Raw genomic sequence first — 14,704 nt, forward strand, 5'->3', positions numbered from 1 at the left:
AAATGAGTACTTTGAGCCGATTTTTAACGCCGTATGATCGAGCGTAGCAAGTTTTCAGACAGAGCCTAGCCGCCTGCAAAGGAGGCGTACATGATCACCACCAACACCACCAGCACGATACCGGTAGGCACCGCGCCTTTCCACGGGGTGAGGTCGACATCGCCGGAGTCTTCCTGCACCCAGTCCGTAGCGCGGGGGCGCAGCTTACCGATCACCAGCATGACCGCCACCAGCAGCACGAACACAGCAGCGACGAAGTGGAACTCGTGCATCACCATGGGCAGCTTGTTGAATGGCGGCACGAAGTAGCCCGCCGCAATCAGCAAACAGCCGCCGACCAGCGCTACTTTCGCGGCCATGGGCGGCACGCGTTTTGTCAGCAGGCCCACCAGCACCACGGCAAGAATCGGGATGAAGTAGATCGCGTTCATCTTCTGCAGGTAGCCGAACAGGCTGTCCTGGCCCGCCAGCAGCGGCGCAATAATCATGGTGGTAATCGCCATGATCCAGCCAAACACCTTGCCGGATTTCACCACCTGCTCTTCCGTGGCGTCCTTTTTCAGCACGCCCTTGTAGATCCCCAGGCTGAAGATCGTCGTGGTGCTGTTCAGCGCGGAGTTAAACGAGGAGAGAATCGCCCCGACCATCACCGCCGCAAAGAAGCCGGTCAGGTAGGGCGGCAGCACGTTGAATACCAGGTGGCCATATGCCTCGTCCGCGCGAATACCCTGGTCGGCATACAGGTGGTAGGCGATGATGCCGGGCAGCACCAGATACAGCGGCCCCAATAGCTTTAGAAAACCTGTGAGCAGGACGCCCTTCTGGCCTTCGGCCAGGTTCTTGGCGGCAAAGGTGCGCTGAATGATTTGCTGGTTGGTGGTCCAGTAGAAGAGGTGAAGCAGCAGCACGCCGGTAAAGATGGTTGAGAATGGTACCTGCTGTTCCGGGCCGCCCATGGAGTTGAATTTGCTGGGGTCGCTCTCTTTTAGGATATTCCAGCCTTCCATCACGCCGGTGCCGCCGCTCACCGCCTGTAGGCCGAAGTAAACGATCACGAAGCCGCCGATCAGCAGGCCTACCCCGTTAAGGGTGTCCGATACCGCTACGGTGCGCAGGCCGCCAAACAGCGCGTAGACCGCACCAATCAGGCCCACCGCCCATACCGTCGCCCAGAGCAGCGCAGTGTTGGATTCAATGCCGGTCAGGCCCTGTAAGTCCAGCATGCCCTGAAGGCCGATGGCCCCGGAGTAAAGGATGATCGGCAGCAGCACCACCGCGTAAGCAATCAGGAAGATAACGTTGGCAATCAGCTGCGTGCCTGTATCAAAACGAATCGCCAGCAGCTGCGGCAGCGTGGCAATGCCGCTTTTCAAAAAGCGCGGCAGGAAGAATAGCGCCAGCGCCACCAGCGCAATCACGGCGATCACTTCCCAGGCCATGACGCTTAAACCATCAGTAAAAGCGGACCCGTTCAGCCCCACCATCTGCTCGGTGGAGAGGTTGGTCATCAGCATGGAAGCCGCGATCAGCGGGAAAGTCAGCGTGCGGCCTGCCAAGAAATAGCCGCTGGTACTGCGGTGGTCATCACGCCGCGTGATGCGCCATGTGACAAAGGCCACCAGGCCCGTAAAGAACAGAAACGATGCCAGGGTTAGGGCATGCATGGGGGAGGATCCTTCGATGCGGTCGCGTCTGAAGCGGTGCCCAACAGGGGCACGAAGAGCGGTATCAAGCGATACGACACGGTGAGTTTAGGTAAAAATACCAAGCATCGCGGGATTCTAAGCAGGTGACACGTTTCATCTATTAGTCTTTAGTCGCATAAAAATATTAAAAAGACGTTTTTTAACTACCAGAAAAACAACTTAAAGAAACACAGCCTGCGATTCTCGCTACTCCGCTAAGCTATGCCACAATGTCGACTGCTTATTGACCACACGTCATTAACTACAAGGATGCCCATCGCCATGCTGCACTATTTACAGGGATTACCGTCTTTCTTTGCCTACCTGCTGGGCGCGCTCGCGCTGCTGGTGGCCTTTATGTACTGCTATAGCCGCCTGACCCCGCACCACGAGTGGGCGTTGATTCGAGCAGGCAATGCGGCAGCCGCCACAGCCTACGGCGGCTCTATCCTGGGTTTCACATTGCCGCTCTACAGCGCCATGGCCAACTCTATTAGCTATATCGACTTCATTCTGTGGGGCGTGGTGGCCTTCGGAGTGCAGATCGCCACGTTCTTTGGCTTGAAACTGTTCCTGCGCCGTCAGGGAGAGAGTTTGTCTCAGCACATCACCGAAGGCCACCAGGCTTACGGCACGCTGGTGGGCAGCATCTCGATTACCGTGGGCTTGATCAACGCGGCTTCAATGACCTGGTAACGGAGCGCTCTCATGGAAAAGCAGACCCAACCTACCCACCTGCCCCGCCGTAAGCGCAGCGCGCGCCTCTCTTTGGCGATGATGGGAGCGAGCGCCTTCGGTTTGACCGCCTGCACCCAGCCAGCCGAAGATGAGCACTTAACCGATGTTCGCTTTGATGAGCCGCAAAGCTTTCAAAGCGTTGAGGATTGCGTGGCGGCCAACGTGTACACCCGCAGCGCCTGCGAAGACGCCTACGACGCCTCTCTGGAGTCCGTGCCGCGCTTCGATACCTTGGAAGCCTGTGAAGCCGAACACGGCGAAGGCGCCTGTGCGGCACCCACCGATGAGCAGGCCCAGGCCTCGGGCGGCGGCGGTGGTTGGTTTATGCCCGCCATGATGGGCTATATGGTCGGCAATATGCTGGCGAATACCAGCCGAGGGCGCTCCTTTGAACGGGTGTACCAAGAGCCGGTCTATCGCAACCGCCAAAACCAGGGCAACTGGAACACCGCCACCAGCCAAGCGACCCAGCGCGTTAATCAGCGTAATGACGCCATGCGCAGCTCCGTGGTGCAAAGCCGCCAAGCGGTCACTCGGCGCGGCCTGGGTACACGCTCTGCCTCCTGGGGATCCTAGCCACTCGTTGCGGAGCCGCTATGCTGCGAATCAACGTTCCTGAACGCCCGCAATGGAAAACCCTGGCCAAAGAGCTAGGGTTTCATTTCCATACCATTGATGGCGAACCTTACTGGAAAGAGAACGCTTACTACCAGTTCACCCTGGAGCAGGTGGAGCAAGAGATCGAAGCGCCCACCGAAGCGCTGCACGAGATGTGTATGGCGCTGGTCGATAAGGTCTGCCACTCCAATGCCTTAATGCAGCGCCTCGCAATCCCCGAGCATATGTGGGACATCATCCACCACTCCTGGCGAACCGGGCAGCCGCCGCTCTATGGGCGAATGGACTTTGCCTATTCAGGCAATGGCCCCGCGAAGCTTTTAGAGCTCAATTACGACACGCCCACCTCGCTCTATGAAGCGGGCTTTTTCCAATGGGTGTGGCTAGAGCAGGCCATTGAGCAAGGCATCCTGCCCCGCCATGCCGACCAGTACAACTCGATTCAAGAACGCCTGCTCAATGCCATGGCGCATCTGGGCGACCGCTTGGAAAACCGCACCCTCTACTTCTCCTGTGTAAAAGGCAGCGACGAGGAGCGCGCCACCGTCAGCTACTTGCAGGATATCGCCCTGCAGGCAGGCTTACAGGCGCCGTTTATTTACATCGAAGACATTGGCGTTGCGCAGGGAGTCGAGCACTTTGTCGATTTGGATGACCAGCCGATTACCGCGCTGTTCAAGCTCTACCCATGGGAAGAGATGGCGGTAGAAGCGTTTGGCGAGGCGGTCACGCAGCTCAACACTCACTGGTTCGAACCGCCCTGGAAAGCCGTGCTCTCCAATAAAGGGATTCTGCCGCTGCTGTGGGAAAAGTTTGAAGGACACCCGAATCTGCTACCGGCGTATTTTGAAAAAGATAGTCACTCGCCGCTGGAAGCAGGCTGGGTCCGCAAGCCGTTTTTCTCACGGGAAGGGAGCAATATCAGTTTGATAACGCCCAGCGGCCAGCAAGAGAGCGTGGACGGGCCTTACACTGATAACCGGTGGATACGCCAGGCGTACCACCCGCTGCCGCGCTTTGGCGACAAACACGCGCTGATTGGTAGCTGGGTAGTGGGCGATCGCGCCTGTGGCATGGGCATTCGAGAGGACGTGGGGCGTATCACTAAAGATACATCGTGCTTTATTCCCCACGCCATTGTTTAACAGCCCGCAGACACCGGCATATTAAGCGGCGCTGGCACCGGGGCGATTCGCGCTGAAGGGCACGCGCCATGTCGGCGATGTGCTGAGCAGGTGGCTCTCGATAGCCAGGGTACGCTTTTCAACCGAAGCAGACACATCGCTGAGTTGGAAGTGGCGTGCGCCCACCCAGCGCAGCGGCTCAGCAAGCTGCACTTCTTCAGGAATCGCACCTTTAGACAGTTTTAGCAGATAGTCGTCGCTTTCGGTGGGATGCCAGTGCGAGAGCAGTTCAAACGGCGCTTGCTGAGAGCGGCGCGCAGCTAAAATGCCTAAACCGGGCTGACAGTGCAGCTCGATAATATGAGCAACGCCTTTCGTCAGCAGCGCCCGATAAGTCTGCTTATCTAACGGCGACGTTGCTACGGCGGTCATATTCATTGGCAACGAAGGAAGCCGCTGAGCAAGCTGACGCCAGCGGTCTTCGCTGGTGACCATGATATCGCCCGCGTTGAGTTCCCACAGGGCATTAGCGTGATCAAACAGGGAGCGGGAATGCCAGTGTGCTAACTGCGGCAGTAAAGCACCCAGCATAAAGCCTGTGGCGGTTTGCGCCGATAGCCAACTGACGAGTGTGCGGCTGGGGGCATCACCTACCAACAGCGTTTTTAGCGCCTCGGCTTCCTGACTAAGCGACGCTGCGCTGTAGCGGTGCTGACGCTGTAGCTGGTGGCTAAAAGCACCGCCACCAGCACTCTCAAAAAGATGTAGATGTGTGATGTTACCGCACTCACTTAACGCATCTGCCCACTCTTCTAACGTAATGGAAGCATCGGACAGCGCAGACACATCGGTTAATGCAAAGAAATGCTTAACCGCATGCACTAGCCCCTTCCGCTCAGGAGTGCCGGCGGCAGGAAGCATATCGCTCTGCGTGCTGCTGTAGCGGGACGCAATGCCTCGCAACACGGTGAGAAGTGTGGGTGAATTCAGTGACAACATGATGCTTCCTTAGCAAATCATCGTTCCATTTAGTTAACAGGCTACGTGCATGTATCACTTTTGTCAAAATATTAACTTATATCAAAAATTACGAACAACCTTTGTATAAATAAACCCGCAGCGCCAGAACAGCGTTAATGCAAATAGTGGACACTCCTACCAAAAGCCGCTGCAATCATTGCTATCATGCCTGAACTGGCAATGACCTCATACGCTGGTAAAAGCACGCTAGTAAAAGCGTAGTAGATCTCTCCCTTTTTTAGAGTTTTTGTCTCACTTGGAGCAATAGCGATAATGACAGCGCGCTGGAAAACCCTGCCATTACGGCTACGACTGTTTATTTCGTTCGGCACGGTACTGGCCCTGGCCATGCTGCTGGCACTCTATTTACAAGCACGAACGAACAGCCAAGCACGTCTGGATAACCTGCTGAACGTTGAGCTTCCTGCCCAAGTAGAAGGCTTAGCTAACCGTATTAACCTGCGCTTAAGCCCCGCCCTGGCAGTGTCCGAAAGTCTAGCTAACAGTTATTTTATTGAGCAGTGGGTACAAAATGGCCTACCTGAAGCGCAGCAGCCGGATATAGCGCGCTACCTAGAGCGCCACATGAACCAACTAGACACCGAACTCTTATTTATCGCGGCGCAGTCCCCAGGGCGCAGCGTTTATTTCCAATACCGTGACGGCGAATTTTTACAGCGCCCTCTTCAGCGGTCAGGCGGAGACGACGACTGGTACTACGAGTTCCTAAATAGCGGCGCCGAACACAACCTGAACTTAGATAGCGACAACTTTTCGCCTGAAGAGGCGTTTGTGTTTGTTAACTTCCGGGGCCGTGAAACCGTAGCGAATGACCTGCCGATCGTGGTCGCGGGTGCTGGGCTTAACCTGTCGCGCATGGCCCAGTTAATTACCGATTATCGCCTTGGCGAGACAGGCCGTGCGTCCATTTTGAGCGCCGAGGGGGAGTTCTTAATTACCAGTGATGAGACGAGTATTTCAGCGTTACGAACCCAGGAATCCTCCACGTTACTGCGTACCGATAGCGAACTTCGCGTGCGAGAAATAGAACGCGACGGTCAACACTACTTCGTCACCACGCGCTGGCTACCTGAGCTACAGCGCTTTCTCATGGTGGAAGTCTCTAAAGAGGAGTACACCACCAGTATTCGCGACCGCTTCATTACTTCCATTGAGCTGGGCTTGCTAATTTTGATCGCTGGGCTGGTTTTGCTCTATCCGTTAACCGGCAGTTTGATTCGACCTCTCACGCGCTTCCAGCGCCAGTTGAAAGAGATCACCCACAGCTTGGACCTTTCTCGCCGCGTGGAAACCGATGACCGTGCTGAGCTGGGTGACCTTGCCGACCAAACCAATCAGCTGCTTGAACGACTTTCTCGCGCTATTGCGGCCGTCTCTACCAACGCGCTGGCGCTGAATCAGGTCGCCGACCGATTAGCCCAAACAGCGGGCCTGTCGGGTATACAGGGTGGCGATATTCGTCATGAGGCCAACCAAACCATGGCGGCCTCAGTAGAAGAAATGGCTTCTTCTGTGGCGGAAATCACCTCCACGATGGAGGAGCTCTCCACGTCATCGACGCAAATTGCCGACCATTCACAGTCGGTGGTGGATGTGGCGAACCAAACCCTAGAACGTAGTCGCAAAGGCAGCACTGCCATGCAGCTACTGCAGACCAAAATGCAGGATATTCGCAGCGACAGCGAGCAGAGTCTTGCTGAAATTATGACCCTGGGGGCGAAGTCCAAGCAGATCAGCAAAGTGATGGAGCTGATCAACACCCTGGCCGCCCAAACCAAGCTGATCGCCTTCAATGCCGCCCTGGAAGCATCCAGCGCCGGGGAGTCCGGTCGACGCTTCTCCGTGGTCGCCAATGAGATACGCCGCTTGGCCGACAGTGTGACCGACTCCACTCAAGAGATCGAAGGACACACCGACGATATCCAGCAGGCGATTAATCGCTTGGTGGTGGCCTCCGAAAAAGGGGCTACCTCTATTGAGCAAGGCGTTGAGGCAAGCATTAGCACTAACCAAGACCTGGAAGCCGTTTTAAAAGCCGCTAGCCAGACCAGCAGCGCTGCTCAGCAAATTTCACTCTCCACACAGCAGCAAAAAACCGCCAGCAACCAGGTCGTGATCGCGCTGAGGGATATTGATACGGCCAGTGCGCGAAACGCTCACTCTGTCCGCAGCATCACCGAGATCAGCCAGGACATGGTGCAGATGTCCGCCGAACTGAATGCGCTCGTTCAGGAGTTTACGCTCGATCAACAGCACGACGCTGCTCCCCATTATGAAAAGCAACGCTCCTCTTGAGGACGCTTCAATGAGTGTAATTCGGGTAGTGGTGGCGGATGACAGCCAGCTAGCACGGGAGGTGTTACGCGAGATACTTACCCGTGATGGCGACATCGAGATTGTCGGCGAAGCCACCAACGGCCAGGAAGCCGTTGAGATGGCCAAACGGCTGAGCCCACAGCTCATCACCATGGATTTAACCATGCCGGTGATGGACGGGCTCAGCGCGATTGAAGAGATCATGTACACCAAAGGGGTCCCCATCGTCGTCGTTAGTGACCGTTCGGACGCTCAAACCGCGTATCAAGCGTTAGAAGTGGGTGCTCTGGAAGTGCTGCCCAAGCCGGGCCTAGAAGAGGAGGATGCGGAGCGGTTATTAGCGCGTATCCGGCTGCTGTCAGGGGTGTCAGTGATTACCCGGCTACGTCGACGCACATCGGCAGCCCTAACCCCGGCACCGGTTAGGCTGCCCATCACATCACCCTGCCCAACGGCGATGTCTCGGGGCTTTCAGCAGATAGTCGCCATTGCCTGCTCCACCGGTGGCCCACAGGCACTAGCGCGACTACTGAGCAAGCTGCCGAAAGGTTTCCCTGCCCCGGTGATCATTGCGCAACACATTAGCCCAGGGTTTATTGATGGCATGGCCACATGGCTGGGCTCGCTGTGTGCGCTGCCTGTCAGCGTGGCCCAGAGTGGCGAACGGTTGATGCCTGGGCATATATATTTGGTTCCTCCAGAGAGCCAAATGAAGATCACTGCCCAACACCGTTTTTTGCTGACCCCAAGCCCGTCCGATGCGCTCTATCACCCTAGCTGTGACACCATGCTACACAGCGTGGCGAGCGTGTACGGCACTGACAGCATCGGCGTCATTTTAACCGGCATGGGGCGCGACGGCGTGAGCGGGCTGCGTGCCATTCAGCTCGCCGGTGGCGCCACCTTGGCACAAGATGAAGCCAGCTCTGTGATCTACGGCATGAATCAAGAAGCAGTGAACGCAGGCGTGGTGCAGCAGGTGATGGGGCTAGATGACTTGCCCGCTCGCTTGCTGCGTGAAGTGCGGTTTACGCCCTCCCCTTGGCAGGAGCCTCAATGAGTTCACTTGCTCCCTTTAAACAGTGGGTTCACCAGCACTGTGGGCTGCACCTTGAAGGGCTTGCAGAAGCACGCCTGATACGCGCGGTCGACGCCTTACAAACCGAGATAGGCACCCAAGACAGCGACACTCTCTTGGCGCACTTAGCGCACGATAACGCTTTGTTTGACCGCTTTATCAGCCAGCTCACGGTCAATGAGACGTATTTTTTCCGTGAGCCAGAGGCTATTCATTGGCTAGCAGAGACGCATTTGCCCCGTCGCCTAGCGGATAAAGGCGGGCCGCTACGCCTGCTCAGCGCAGGATGCTCCTCGGGAGAGGAGCCCTACAGCGTTGCCATGGCACTGCTAGAGCGCTACGGCGACCGCGCCCAGACGCTTTTCCATATTACCGGGGGTGATGTGGACCAGCAGGTGCTGAATAAAGCCCAGGCAGGTCTCTATAGCGGCATGGCGTTTCGCGCGTTACACCCAGCGCTTAAAACGCGCTACTTCACGCCAAAGGAGCGCAGCTTTCAACTGGTTGACTCACTACGTCAGTGGGTCTCTTTTCGCTCGCTGAACCTGCTCGCCCCCAGCGCAGAGCCGATTGGCGGGCCATTTGATGTGATCCTGTTTCGCAATGTCTCTATCTATTTTGACGAAGCAACTCGCCGCCAGATACAGCGCCAACTCAAACAGCTGCTGGCCCCCAAGGGCATTTTGCTATGCGGTGTGACAGAAACGCTTGGCAACGACTTAGGCGTGCTGTCGTTAGTGGATGACCACGGTATTTTCTACTTTCAAGCCGACAACACAGCGTTGCCAGATATAACAGCAACGCTCGCTGCGCACGATGTTGAACCGCCTGAGGCTCCGTTGGCTCCTCCTCTCGCCATGCCGTTGCCAGCTGCTCAACCGGAAGCCCCCCCCTCTTCCGCCCAAAGCGAGCCAACAGCGCTGCTTCAACAGGCACTAGAGCAGCTTAACCAGAACCGTTTTAGCGAGGCAAAAGCGCTGTTAGAGCCGCTGCTTGCCGACGACCCATGGAGCGTTGATGCGCTGCTACTAGCGGGGTTGGTGGCACGCTGGCAACAGCAGCCTCAGCAGGCGTTTGACTGCTTTAAGCGCGCACTCTACGTCGCCCCGGAGTGCTGGCCTGCGCACTTTTACCAAGCGGAGCTACTGCGGCAAGGGGAACTGCCCGATAACCCCACCCAACGACAGCGTGGCTACGCCGCCGTGGTGCGGCTGCTAGAAGCATCACCCACCTCAAGCGGCGGGCTTAAGGCCATTTTGCCACCGCTACCACCTGGCGATGCCTGTTTTTTGGCAAAACGCTACGCCGCTGAGCAAACCGCCACACAGGGAGTGGGCTAATGGCACTGGATATTCGTCGTTTTATTCAGCGGTTTGTGGAAGAGGCCGCGGATCATCTCCCCCGCCTGCGCGCAGGTGTCAGCGCGCTGGAGCAGGGTGAAGCCGACAAAGAGCATATTAATGAGCTGTTCCGTTCAGCGCATACGCTCAAAGGCTCTTCTCGCATGCTGAAGCTTGCTCCGATAACGGCCGTCGCTCATAGCACAGAAGAACTGCTCAGCGCTTTTCGTGATGGAAGCCAAACGCCAACCCCTGGCAGTATCGGCCTGCTCTATGAAGCCATCGACGCCCTGGCAGACCTAGTCAGTCAGTTGGCCCAAGGGGCAACACCAGATGCGCTGCCTGATGCCGACCCGGCCCTTTGCCAAGCGCTGGAAGCGGCTGCCAGCGGTGAACGTGCCGACGATACCTTCTCTAAGCCAACTCCGCCGCCAACGACGCCAATATCAGAGCCTCCCATTGAGCGTGACGACGCACCGGCCGCTAAAGCAGCCAGCTCCACGCTGACATTGAGCGATACCGTGCGTGTCCGTATGGACCGCTTAGACGATGTGATTCGCCTGATGGGGGAAGTGCTGTCAGGGCATCATCACCTACACACCCTGGTGGAGCAGGCCCAAGGGTTGGAAAAAGCGCTCCCCGAGGAGCATCGAGGCGCCTTGCATGCCTTTAACCGTGAGCTAAAGGACAGCGTTCTCGGCCATGACGCGCTGATGAGCGACTTGCATGAACGCGCGCTGCAAATGCGTATGCTGCCGCTCGGCGTTGTGTTCGACCCGCTCGCTCAAATGGCGCGGGAGCTGGCCCAATCGCTGGGTAAGCGCGTGGACTGCCGAGTACGAGGCAGCGAAATTGAGCTAGATCGCCAGCTGATCGACCGACTCTCTGACCCGTTGATTCATCTATTGCGCAATGCGCTGGACCACGGCCTGGAAACACCGGCGGAGCGGCAAGCCGCAGGCAAACCGCCCAGAGGCCAATTGACCATAGAGGCGTGGCAAGATGGCAACTGGGTCATCGTAGAAATGCGCGACGATGGGGCGGGTATTCACCTGGAGGCGATTCGTCAAAAAGCGCTGGCCAAACAGCTGCTCTCCGAAGAGCAGCTCACAGCTCTTAGCGACCAAGAGACGCTTGAGCTGATCTTTTTGCCCGGCTTTTCTACCAAGGCCATGATTACCGACTTTTCTGGGCGCGGCGTGGGCATGGATGTGGTGAAACGCACGATGATGGACGAGCTGAGCGGCGACCTACAGCTCGCCAGCGAACCCGGTAAGGGCACGCGCTTTACGCTGAGACTCCCGCTCTCACTGGCCATGATGCGGGTGCTTCTCGTAAAAGCCGGACATGTGACGCTGGGCGTTACCGCGCCCCATGTCGCCGAGCTGGTCGAGTATGCGCCGGAGCAGTTCATCGACGCGGCGGGCCAGCCCGCGCTGATTTTGCGCAATGAGTTCGTCCCGGTAGTGCCGCTCGCGGAGCTACTAGGCCTGCCCGTTGCGGCAACGCTGCCTAGTCCGGTGTTGCTGCTGGTGGTGCATCAGCGCCAACAAAAACTGGCGCTGATTGTGGATACGCTAGTCGATGAGCGAGATATGGTGATTAAGCCACTGCCAGAACATCTGCGTTATTTACCGCTGGTGTCCGGTATGATCTCCCAGGGGCGCAATGCGCTAGTCAGCTTGCTGCATGTGCCAGCGCTGCTAGAGCGCGCCAAGCGCCATGCCCACCCTGTGAGGAGTAGCGCTGAGCCTACTGATAAGCCGCACCGCGTGCTGGTTGTGGATGACTCCCTCAACACCCGAGAGATCGAAAAAGACGTGCTGGAAGCCTGGGGATATCAGGTGACGCTAGCGGAGAATGGCCGCGATGGCTTGAACAAAGCGCTCGCAGAAACCTTCGACGCCGTGCTCACCGACGTTGAAATGCCCGTGATGGATGGCTTTGCGCTGACCGCGAGACTGCGCGAAAATGACCTTTATCGTCATAAGCCGATTATTATCATCACCTCGCGTGAAAAAGAAGCTGACCGCCAGCGCGGCATGGAAGTCGGTGCCGATGCCTATATCGTGAAGGGCAGCTTTGACCAAAACAACTTAGTGGAGACGCTAAAAGCCCTGCTGGGCTAAGTCTCCCGATGAGAGGATTACCATGCGAATATTGGTCGTAGACGACGACCCACTAGCCGGGGAAATGATCGGCGCATTGCTGGAGTTTCAGGGCCACGAGGTTCTGCTCGCCACCGATGCCATGGAAGCCACCAGCCAGTTGGACGCCCATGACAATATTGCGCTGATTGTCAGTGACATGCATATGCCGTTAATTAACGGCATTGAGCTGCTTAGCATGCTTCGCGAGCAGGACGTAACGCTGCCATTTATTTTACTAACAGGCGATACGCCTGATGAATCACTGCGCCAGACGCCTGGGCTCAGCGCCTGCTTGCAAAAAGACGCAGCGCTGGACACTTCTCTCGAGCACGCTGTTGCCCAAGCGGTCGGTGAGTAGCTTTATGCGCTTATATGCCCACGCACTGCTTGCCCATCCGCACAGGTAGCCTGATGTCACCCTCTGCTCCTTCGCTGCACGATAAACTCAATCAATTGCGCCAACGGTTCATTGAACAGCTACCTGCTCGTTTGCAGCTTGTTACCGATCAGTGGCAACAGAGCCGTACCTCGGCAGAGGCAGCCGCGCGGCTGGCGCCAGAGCTACATCGGTTTTTCCATAGCTTAAAGGGGACCGGGCGCTCCTTAGGCTTTGAGCGCCTTGCACTGCTTGCCGACCAGGGCGAAACCGCTCTCAACGAGCCGACGCCTTCAGCCCACGTCATTGAGCGGGTGTTTGTTCAACTGGCAGAAGAGCAGCAGCGGCTGCAATCCCTGCCTGGCCAACAGCGCGCATTGGCAGCCCTCAACAGCGTCGAATTTGCCCCAACGCCGATCAAAACCCGCAGCAAGCGCCAGCGTTTAATCTACCTGTGCGATGACGAGGCGGATCAGGTCAGCCAACTCCTCCATCACCTGCGCTGCTTCGGTCATGAGGTTGTGCATTTTGAAGAGACGGACGCTTTCTTTAATGCGGTGATCAGCCGTCGCCCTGACGCCATCATCATGGATGTCCAATTTCCTCAGGGGAATACCGCTGGCACCGAGACACTGACGAGTTTAAATAAGCTCACTGGCACGCGGCTGCCCTCGATTGTTTTATCTTCCCACGGCGATTTTCGCTCGCGTCTTAGCGCCGTGCGGGCAGGCTGTAACGGTTACTTCACTAAGCCGGTTAAGCCGCTAGATTTAATGCTGGCGGTGGATGAACTCACCACCCCCTTGGATGATGAGCCGCTACGCGTCTTGGTGGTAGATGATGAGCCAGAAGTCGCGGCCTATCATGCACTGTTGTTAGAGCAGGCTGGCATGGTCGTACAGCAGGTCAACCATCCCTCGGATGCCTTGATCGCGCTGGAACGTTTCAGCCCCGACCTGCTTTTGGTGGATGTCTATATGCCGGTCTGCTCAGGGGAGGAGTTGGCCAACATTATCCGCCAACAGCCTGAACACGTGGGTCTACCGATTATCTACCTCTCCAGTGAGACCGACAGCCAAAAGCAGCTCTCGGCAATGACCGCAGGGGTCGAGGCGTTTATCACCAAGCCGGTGGTACCTGAGGAGCTAGTGTCAGCGGTGAAACTGCGTGCTGAACGCTTGCGCCTACTGCGCTCGCTGATGACCCGCGACAGCATGACCGGGCTGTATAACCACAGCACCACCACTGACCTTATTAGCAAAGCCCTGGCGCAGGCTTATCGAGACAATACCCAGCATGCCATGGCGATGATCGACATCGACCATTTCAAATCGGTCAATGACACCCACGGCCATCTAGCAGGCGATCAGGTCATTATTACCCTCGCCAGACTGCTCAAAACCCGCCTGCGTATCTCGGATATTATCGGCCGCTATGGCGGTGAGGAGTTCGTGGTGCTTTTGAAAGGGGTCACCGATGAGCGCGCCAGCGAACTCATTGATGGGCTGCGTCATGACTTTGCCCAGGTAGATTTTCACGCCGGTGGCGCCTGCTTTCGCTGCACCTTTAGCGCAGGCATTAGCAGCTTTCCTACCCAGCCCTCGACCGAATCGTTACGCCTTAGCGCCGACCAAGCGCTGTATCGCGCCAAGCACCAGGGTCGCAACCAGGTAGTCACCAGCACGGAGCAGGACGATGACGGATTCCCCACGGCCCGCCTCTGAACCTCAAGGCGCGACCTTTGAGCAAGCGCTCAGCGAGCGCAACGACGACACCACGATTGTTGATGTCGATGAGCCAAGCCAACAGGTGGTGCTTTTTCAGCTGTCAGGCCAGTCGTTTGCACTGCCTGGCCATGCGGTCAGTGAAATACTGAAAGGCGATACGCCGGTGTATTTTGTACCCGGCCTACCCAGCTCCACCGAAGGGGTCATCCACCTGCGCGGTACAATTGAGTCGCTGATCACGCTTCAGCCGCTGCTGGGGCTAACCGCTTCTCAGGACGAGGGTATGCTATTAATGGTGAAGGGTGCCAGCCTACGCAGTGCGGTACGTATCGACCGGCTTGATGACGTCTGCGAGCTGCCTATTAGCGCCTTCAAAGCCCCACCAGAAACGCTTTCCAGCACCCTAAGACCTTACGTGAGCGCGCTGTGGCAAGCAGATGATGAGCGCCACGCCACGCCCCTACTCGACCCAGATGCCTTGTTTCAGGCGTATCAACAGGGGCTTGGCTAA

General features: G+C 57.1%; 12 protein-coding genes. 10 read left to right on the forward strand and 2 right to left on the reverse strand.

Features of this window, described 5'->3' with window-relative positions; translation table 11 throughout:
* Positions 1-65: 65 nt before the first annotated feature.
* Positions 66-1,664: a solute:sodium symporter family transporter gene (locus R0J87_RS04735; protein WP_285263629.1), complete on the reverse strand. Its 1,599-nt coding sequence runs from the start codon at positions 1,662-1,664 to the stop codon at positions 66-68.
* Between the two features lie 303 nt (positions 1,665-1,967).
* Between R0J87_RS04735 and R0J87_RS04740 the strand changes: the two genes are divergently transcribed.
* From R0J87_RS04740 to R0J87_RS04750, 3 genes are read left to right on the forward strand one after another with little or no spacing between them, the layout of a single operon-like run.
* Positions 1,968-2,381, forward strand: coding sequence for a DUF350 domain-containing protein (locus R0J87_RS04740; RefSeq protein ID WP_498884666.1), 414 nt, complete (start codon positions 1,968-1,970; stop codon positions 2,379-2,381).
* Positions 2,382-2,393: 12 nt separating this feature from the next.
* Positions 2,394-2,999 (forward strand): DUF1190 domain-containing protein, encoded by a 606-nt coding sequence (locus R0J87_RS04745; protein WP_498884668.1) that lies wholly within the window; start codon positions 2,394-2,396, stop codon positions 2,997-2,999.
* 20 nt (positions 3,000-3,019) lie between these two features.
* Positions 3,020-4,186 (forward strand): glutathionylspermidine synthase family protein, encoded by a 1,167-nt coding sequence (locus R0J87_RS04750; protein ID WP_498884670.1) that lies wholly within the window; start codon positions 3,020-3,022, stop codon positions 4,184-4,186.
* Between the two features lie 21 nt (positions 4,187-4,207).
* Here the strand turns inward: R0J87_RS04750 and R0J87_RS04755 are convergent, their stop codons facing one another.
* Positions 4,208-5,164: a hypothetical protein gene (locus tag R0J87_RS04755; protein ID WP_498884672.1), complete on the reverse strand. Its 957-nt coding sequence runs from the start codon at positions 5,162-5,164 to the stop codon at positions 4,208-4,210.
* 294 nt (positions 5,165-5,458) lie between these two features.
* Between R0J87_RS04755 and R0J87_RS04760 the strand changes: the two genes are divergently transcribed.
* The 7 genes from R0J87_RS04760 to R0J87_RS04790 are packed head-to-tail and all read left to right on the forward strand — an operon-like array spanning position 5,459 to position 14,704.
* A complete protein-coding gene (locus R0J87_RS04760; protein ID WP_498884674.1) occupies positions 5,459-7,501 on the forward strand; it encodes a methyl-accepting chemotaxis protein in 2,043 nt (680 codons plus the stop codon).
* 10 nt (positions 7,502-7,511) lie between these two features.
* Positions 7,512-8,582 carry a chemotaxis-specific protein-glutamate methyltransferase CheB gene (gene cheB, locus R0J87_RS04765; RefSeq protein ID WP_498884676.1) on the forward strand — a complete coding sequence of 357 codons (1,071 nt, stop codon included), beginning with the start codon at positions 7,512-7,514 and terminating at the stop codon, positions 8,580-8,582.
* Complete coding sequence (locus tag R0J87_RS04770; RefSeq protein WP_498884678.1) at positions 8,579-9,940, forward strand: CheR family methyltransferase; 1,362 nt, start codon at positions 8,579-8,581, stop codon at positions 9,938-9,940. Before cheB ends, R0J87_RS04770 begins: the two co-directional genes overlap by 4 nt.
* Entirely contained in the window at positions 9,940-12,069 is a 2,130-nt protein-coding gene (locus R0J87_RS04775) for a hybrid sensor histidine kinase/response regulator (RefSeq protein ID WP_498884680.1), read from the forward strand. The genes R0J87_RS04770 and R0J87_RS04775 overlap by 1 nt, the downstream gene beginning before the upstream one ends.
* A gap of 22 nt (positions 12,070-12,091) precedes the next feature.
* Positions 12,092-12,448, forward strand: coding sequence for a response regulator (locus R0J87_RS04780; RefSeq protein WP_498884682.1), 357 nt, complete (start codon positions 12,092-12,094; stop codon positions 12,446-12,448).
* A gap of 53 nt (positions 12,449-12,501) precedes the next feature.
* Positions 12,502-14,190: a GGDEF domain-containing response regulator gene (locus R0J87_RS04785; protein ID WP_498884683.1), complete on the forward strand. Its 1,689-nt coding sequence runs from the start codon at positions 12,502-12,504 to the stop codon at positions 14,188-14,190.
* Positions 14,162-14,704, forward strand: coding sequence for a chemotaxis protein CheW (locus R0J87_RS04790; RefSeq protein ID WP_498884684.1), 543 nt, complete (start codon positions 14,162-14,164; stop codon positions 14,702-14,704). The genes R0J87_RS04785 and R0J87_RS04790 overlap by 29 nt, the downstream gene beginning before the upstream one ends.

It is taken from the genome of Halomonas sp. SIMBA_159 (assembly GCF_046536035.1).
Classification (GTDB): Bacteria; Pseudomonadota; Gammaproteobacteria; order Pseudomonadales; family Halomonadaceae; genus Vreelandella; species Vreelandella venusta_A.

What these genes read in the sequence shown, in the direction of transcription:
- R0J87_RS04735 (WP_285263629.1), bottom strand. Translation starts at nt 1,664, where the DNA reads ATGCATGCCCTAACCCTGGCATCGTTTCTGTTCTTTACGGGCCTGGTG.
- R0J87_RS04740 (WP_498884666.1), top strand. Translation starts at nt 1,968, where the DNA reads ATGCTGCACTATTTACAGGGATTACCGTCTTTCTTTGCCTACCTGCTG.
- R0J87_RS04745 (WP_498884668.1), top strand. Translation starts at nt 2,394, where the DNA reads ATGGAAAAGCAGACCCAACCTACCCACCTGCCCCGCCGTAAGCGCAGC.
- R0J87_RS04750 (WP_498884670.1), top strand. Translation starts at nt 3,020, where the DNA reads ATGCTGCGAATCAACGTTCCTGAACGCCCGCAATGGAAAACCCTGGCC.
- R0J87_RS04755 (WP_498884672.1), bottom strand. Translation starts at nt 5,164, where the DNA reads ATGTTGTCACTGAATTCACCCACACTTCTCACCGTGTTGCGAGGCATT.
- R0J87_RS04760 (WP_498884674.1), top strand. Translation starts at nt 5,459, where the DNA reads ATGACAGCGCGCTGGAAAACCCTGCCATTACGGCTACGACTGTTTATT.
- cheB (WP_498884676.1), top strand. Translation starts at nt 7,512, where the DNA reads ATGAGTGTAATTCGGGTAGTGGTGGCGGATGACAGCCAGCTAGCACGG.
- R0J87_RS04770 (WP_498884678.1), top strand. Translation starts at nt 8,579, where the DNA reads ATGAGTTCACTTGCTCCCTTTAAACAGTGGGTTCACCAGCACTGTGGG.
- R0J87_RS04775 (WP_498884680.1), top strand. Translation starts at nt 9,940, where the DNA reads ATGGCACTGGATATTCGTCGTTTTATTCAGCGGTTTGTGGAAGAGGCC.
- R0J87_RS04780 (WP_498884682.1), top strand. Translation starts at nt 12,092, where the DNA reads ATGCGAATATTGGTCGTAGACGACGACCCACTAGCCGGGGAAATGATC.
- R0J87_RS04785 (WP_498884683.1), top strand. Translation starts at nt 12,502, where the DNA reads ATGTCACCCTCTGCTCCTTCGCTGCACGATAAACTCAATCAATTGCGC.
- R0J87_RS04790 (WP_498884684.1), top strand. Translation starts at nt 14,162, where the DNA reads ATGACGGATTCCCCACGGCCCGCCTCTGAACCTCAAGGCGCGACCTTT.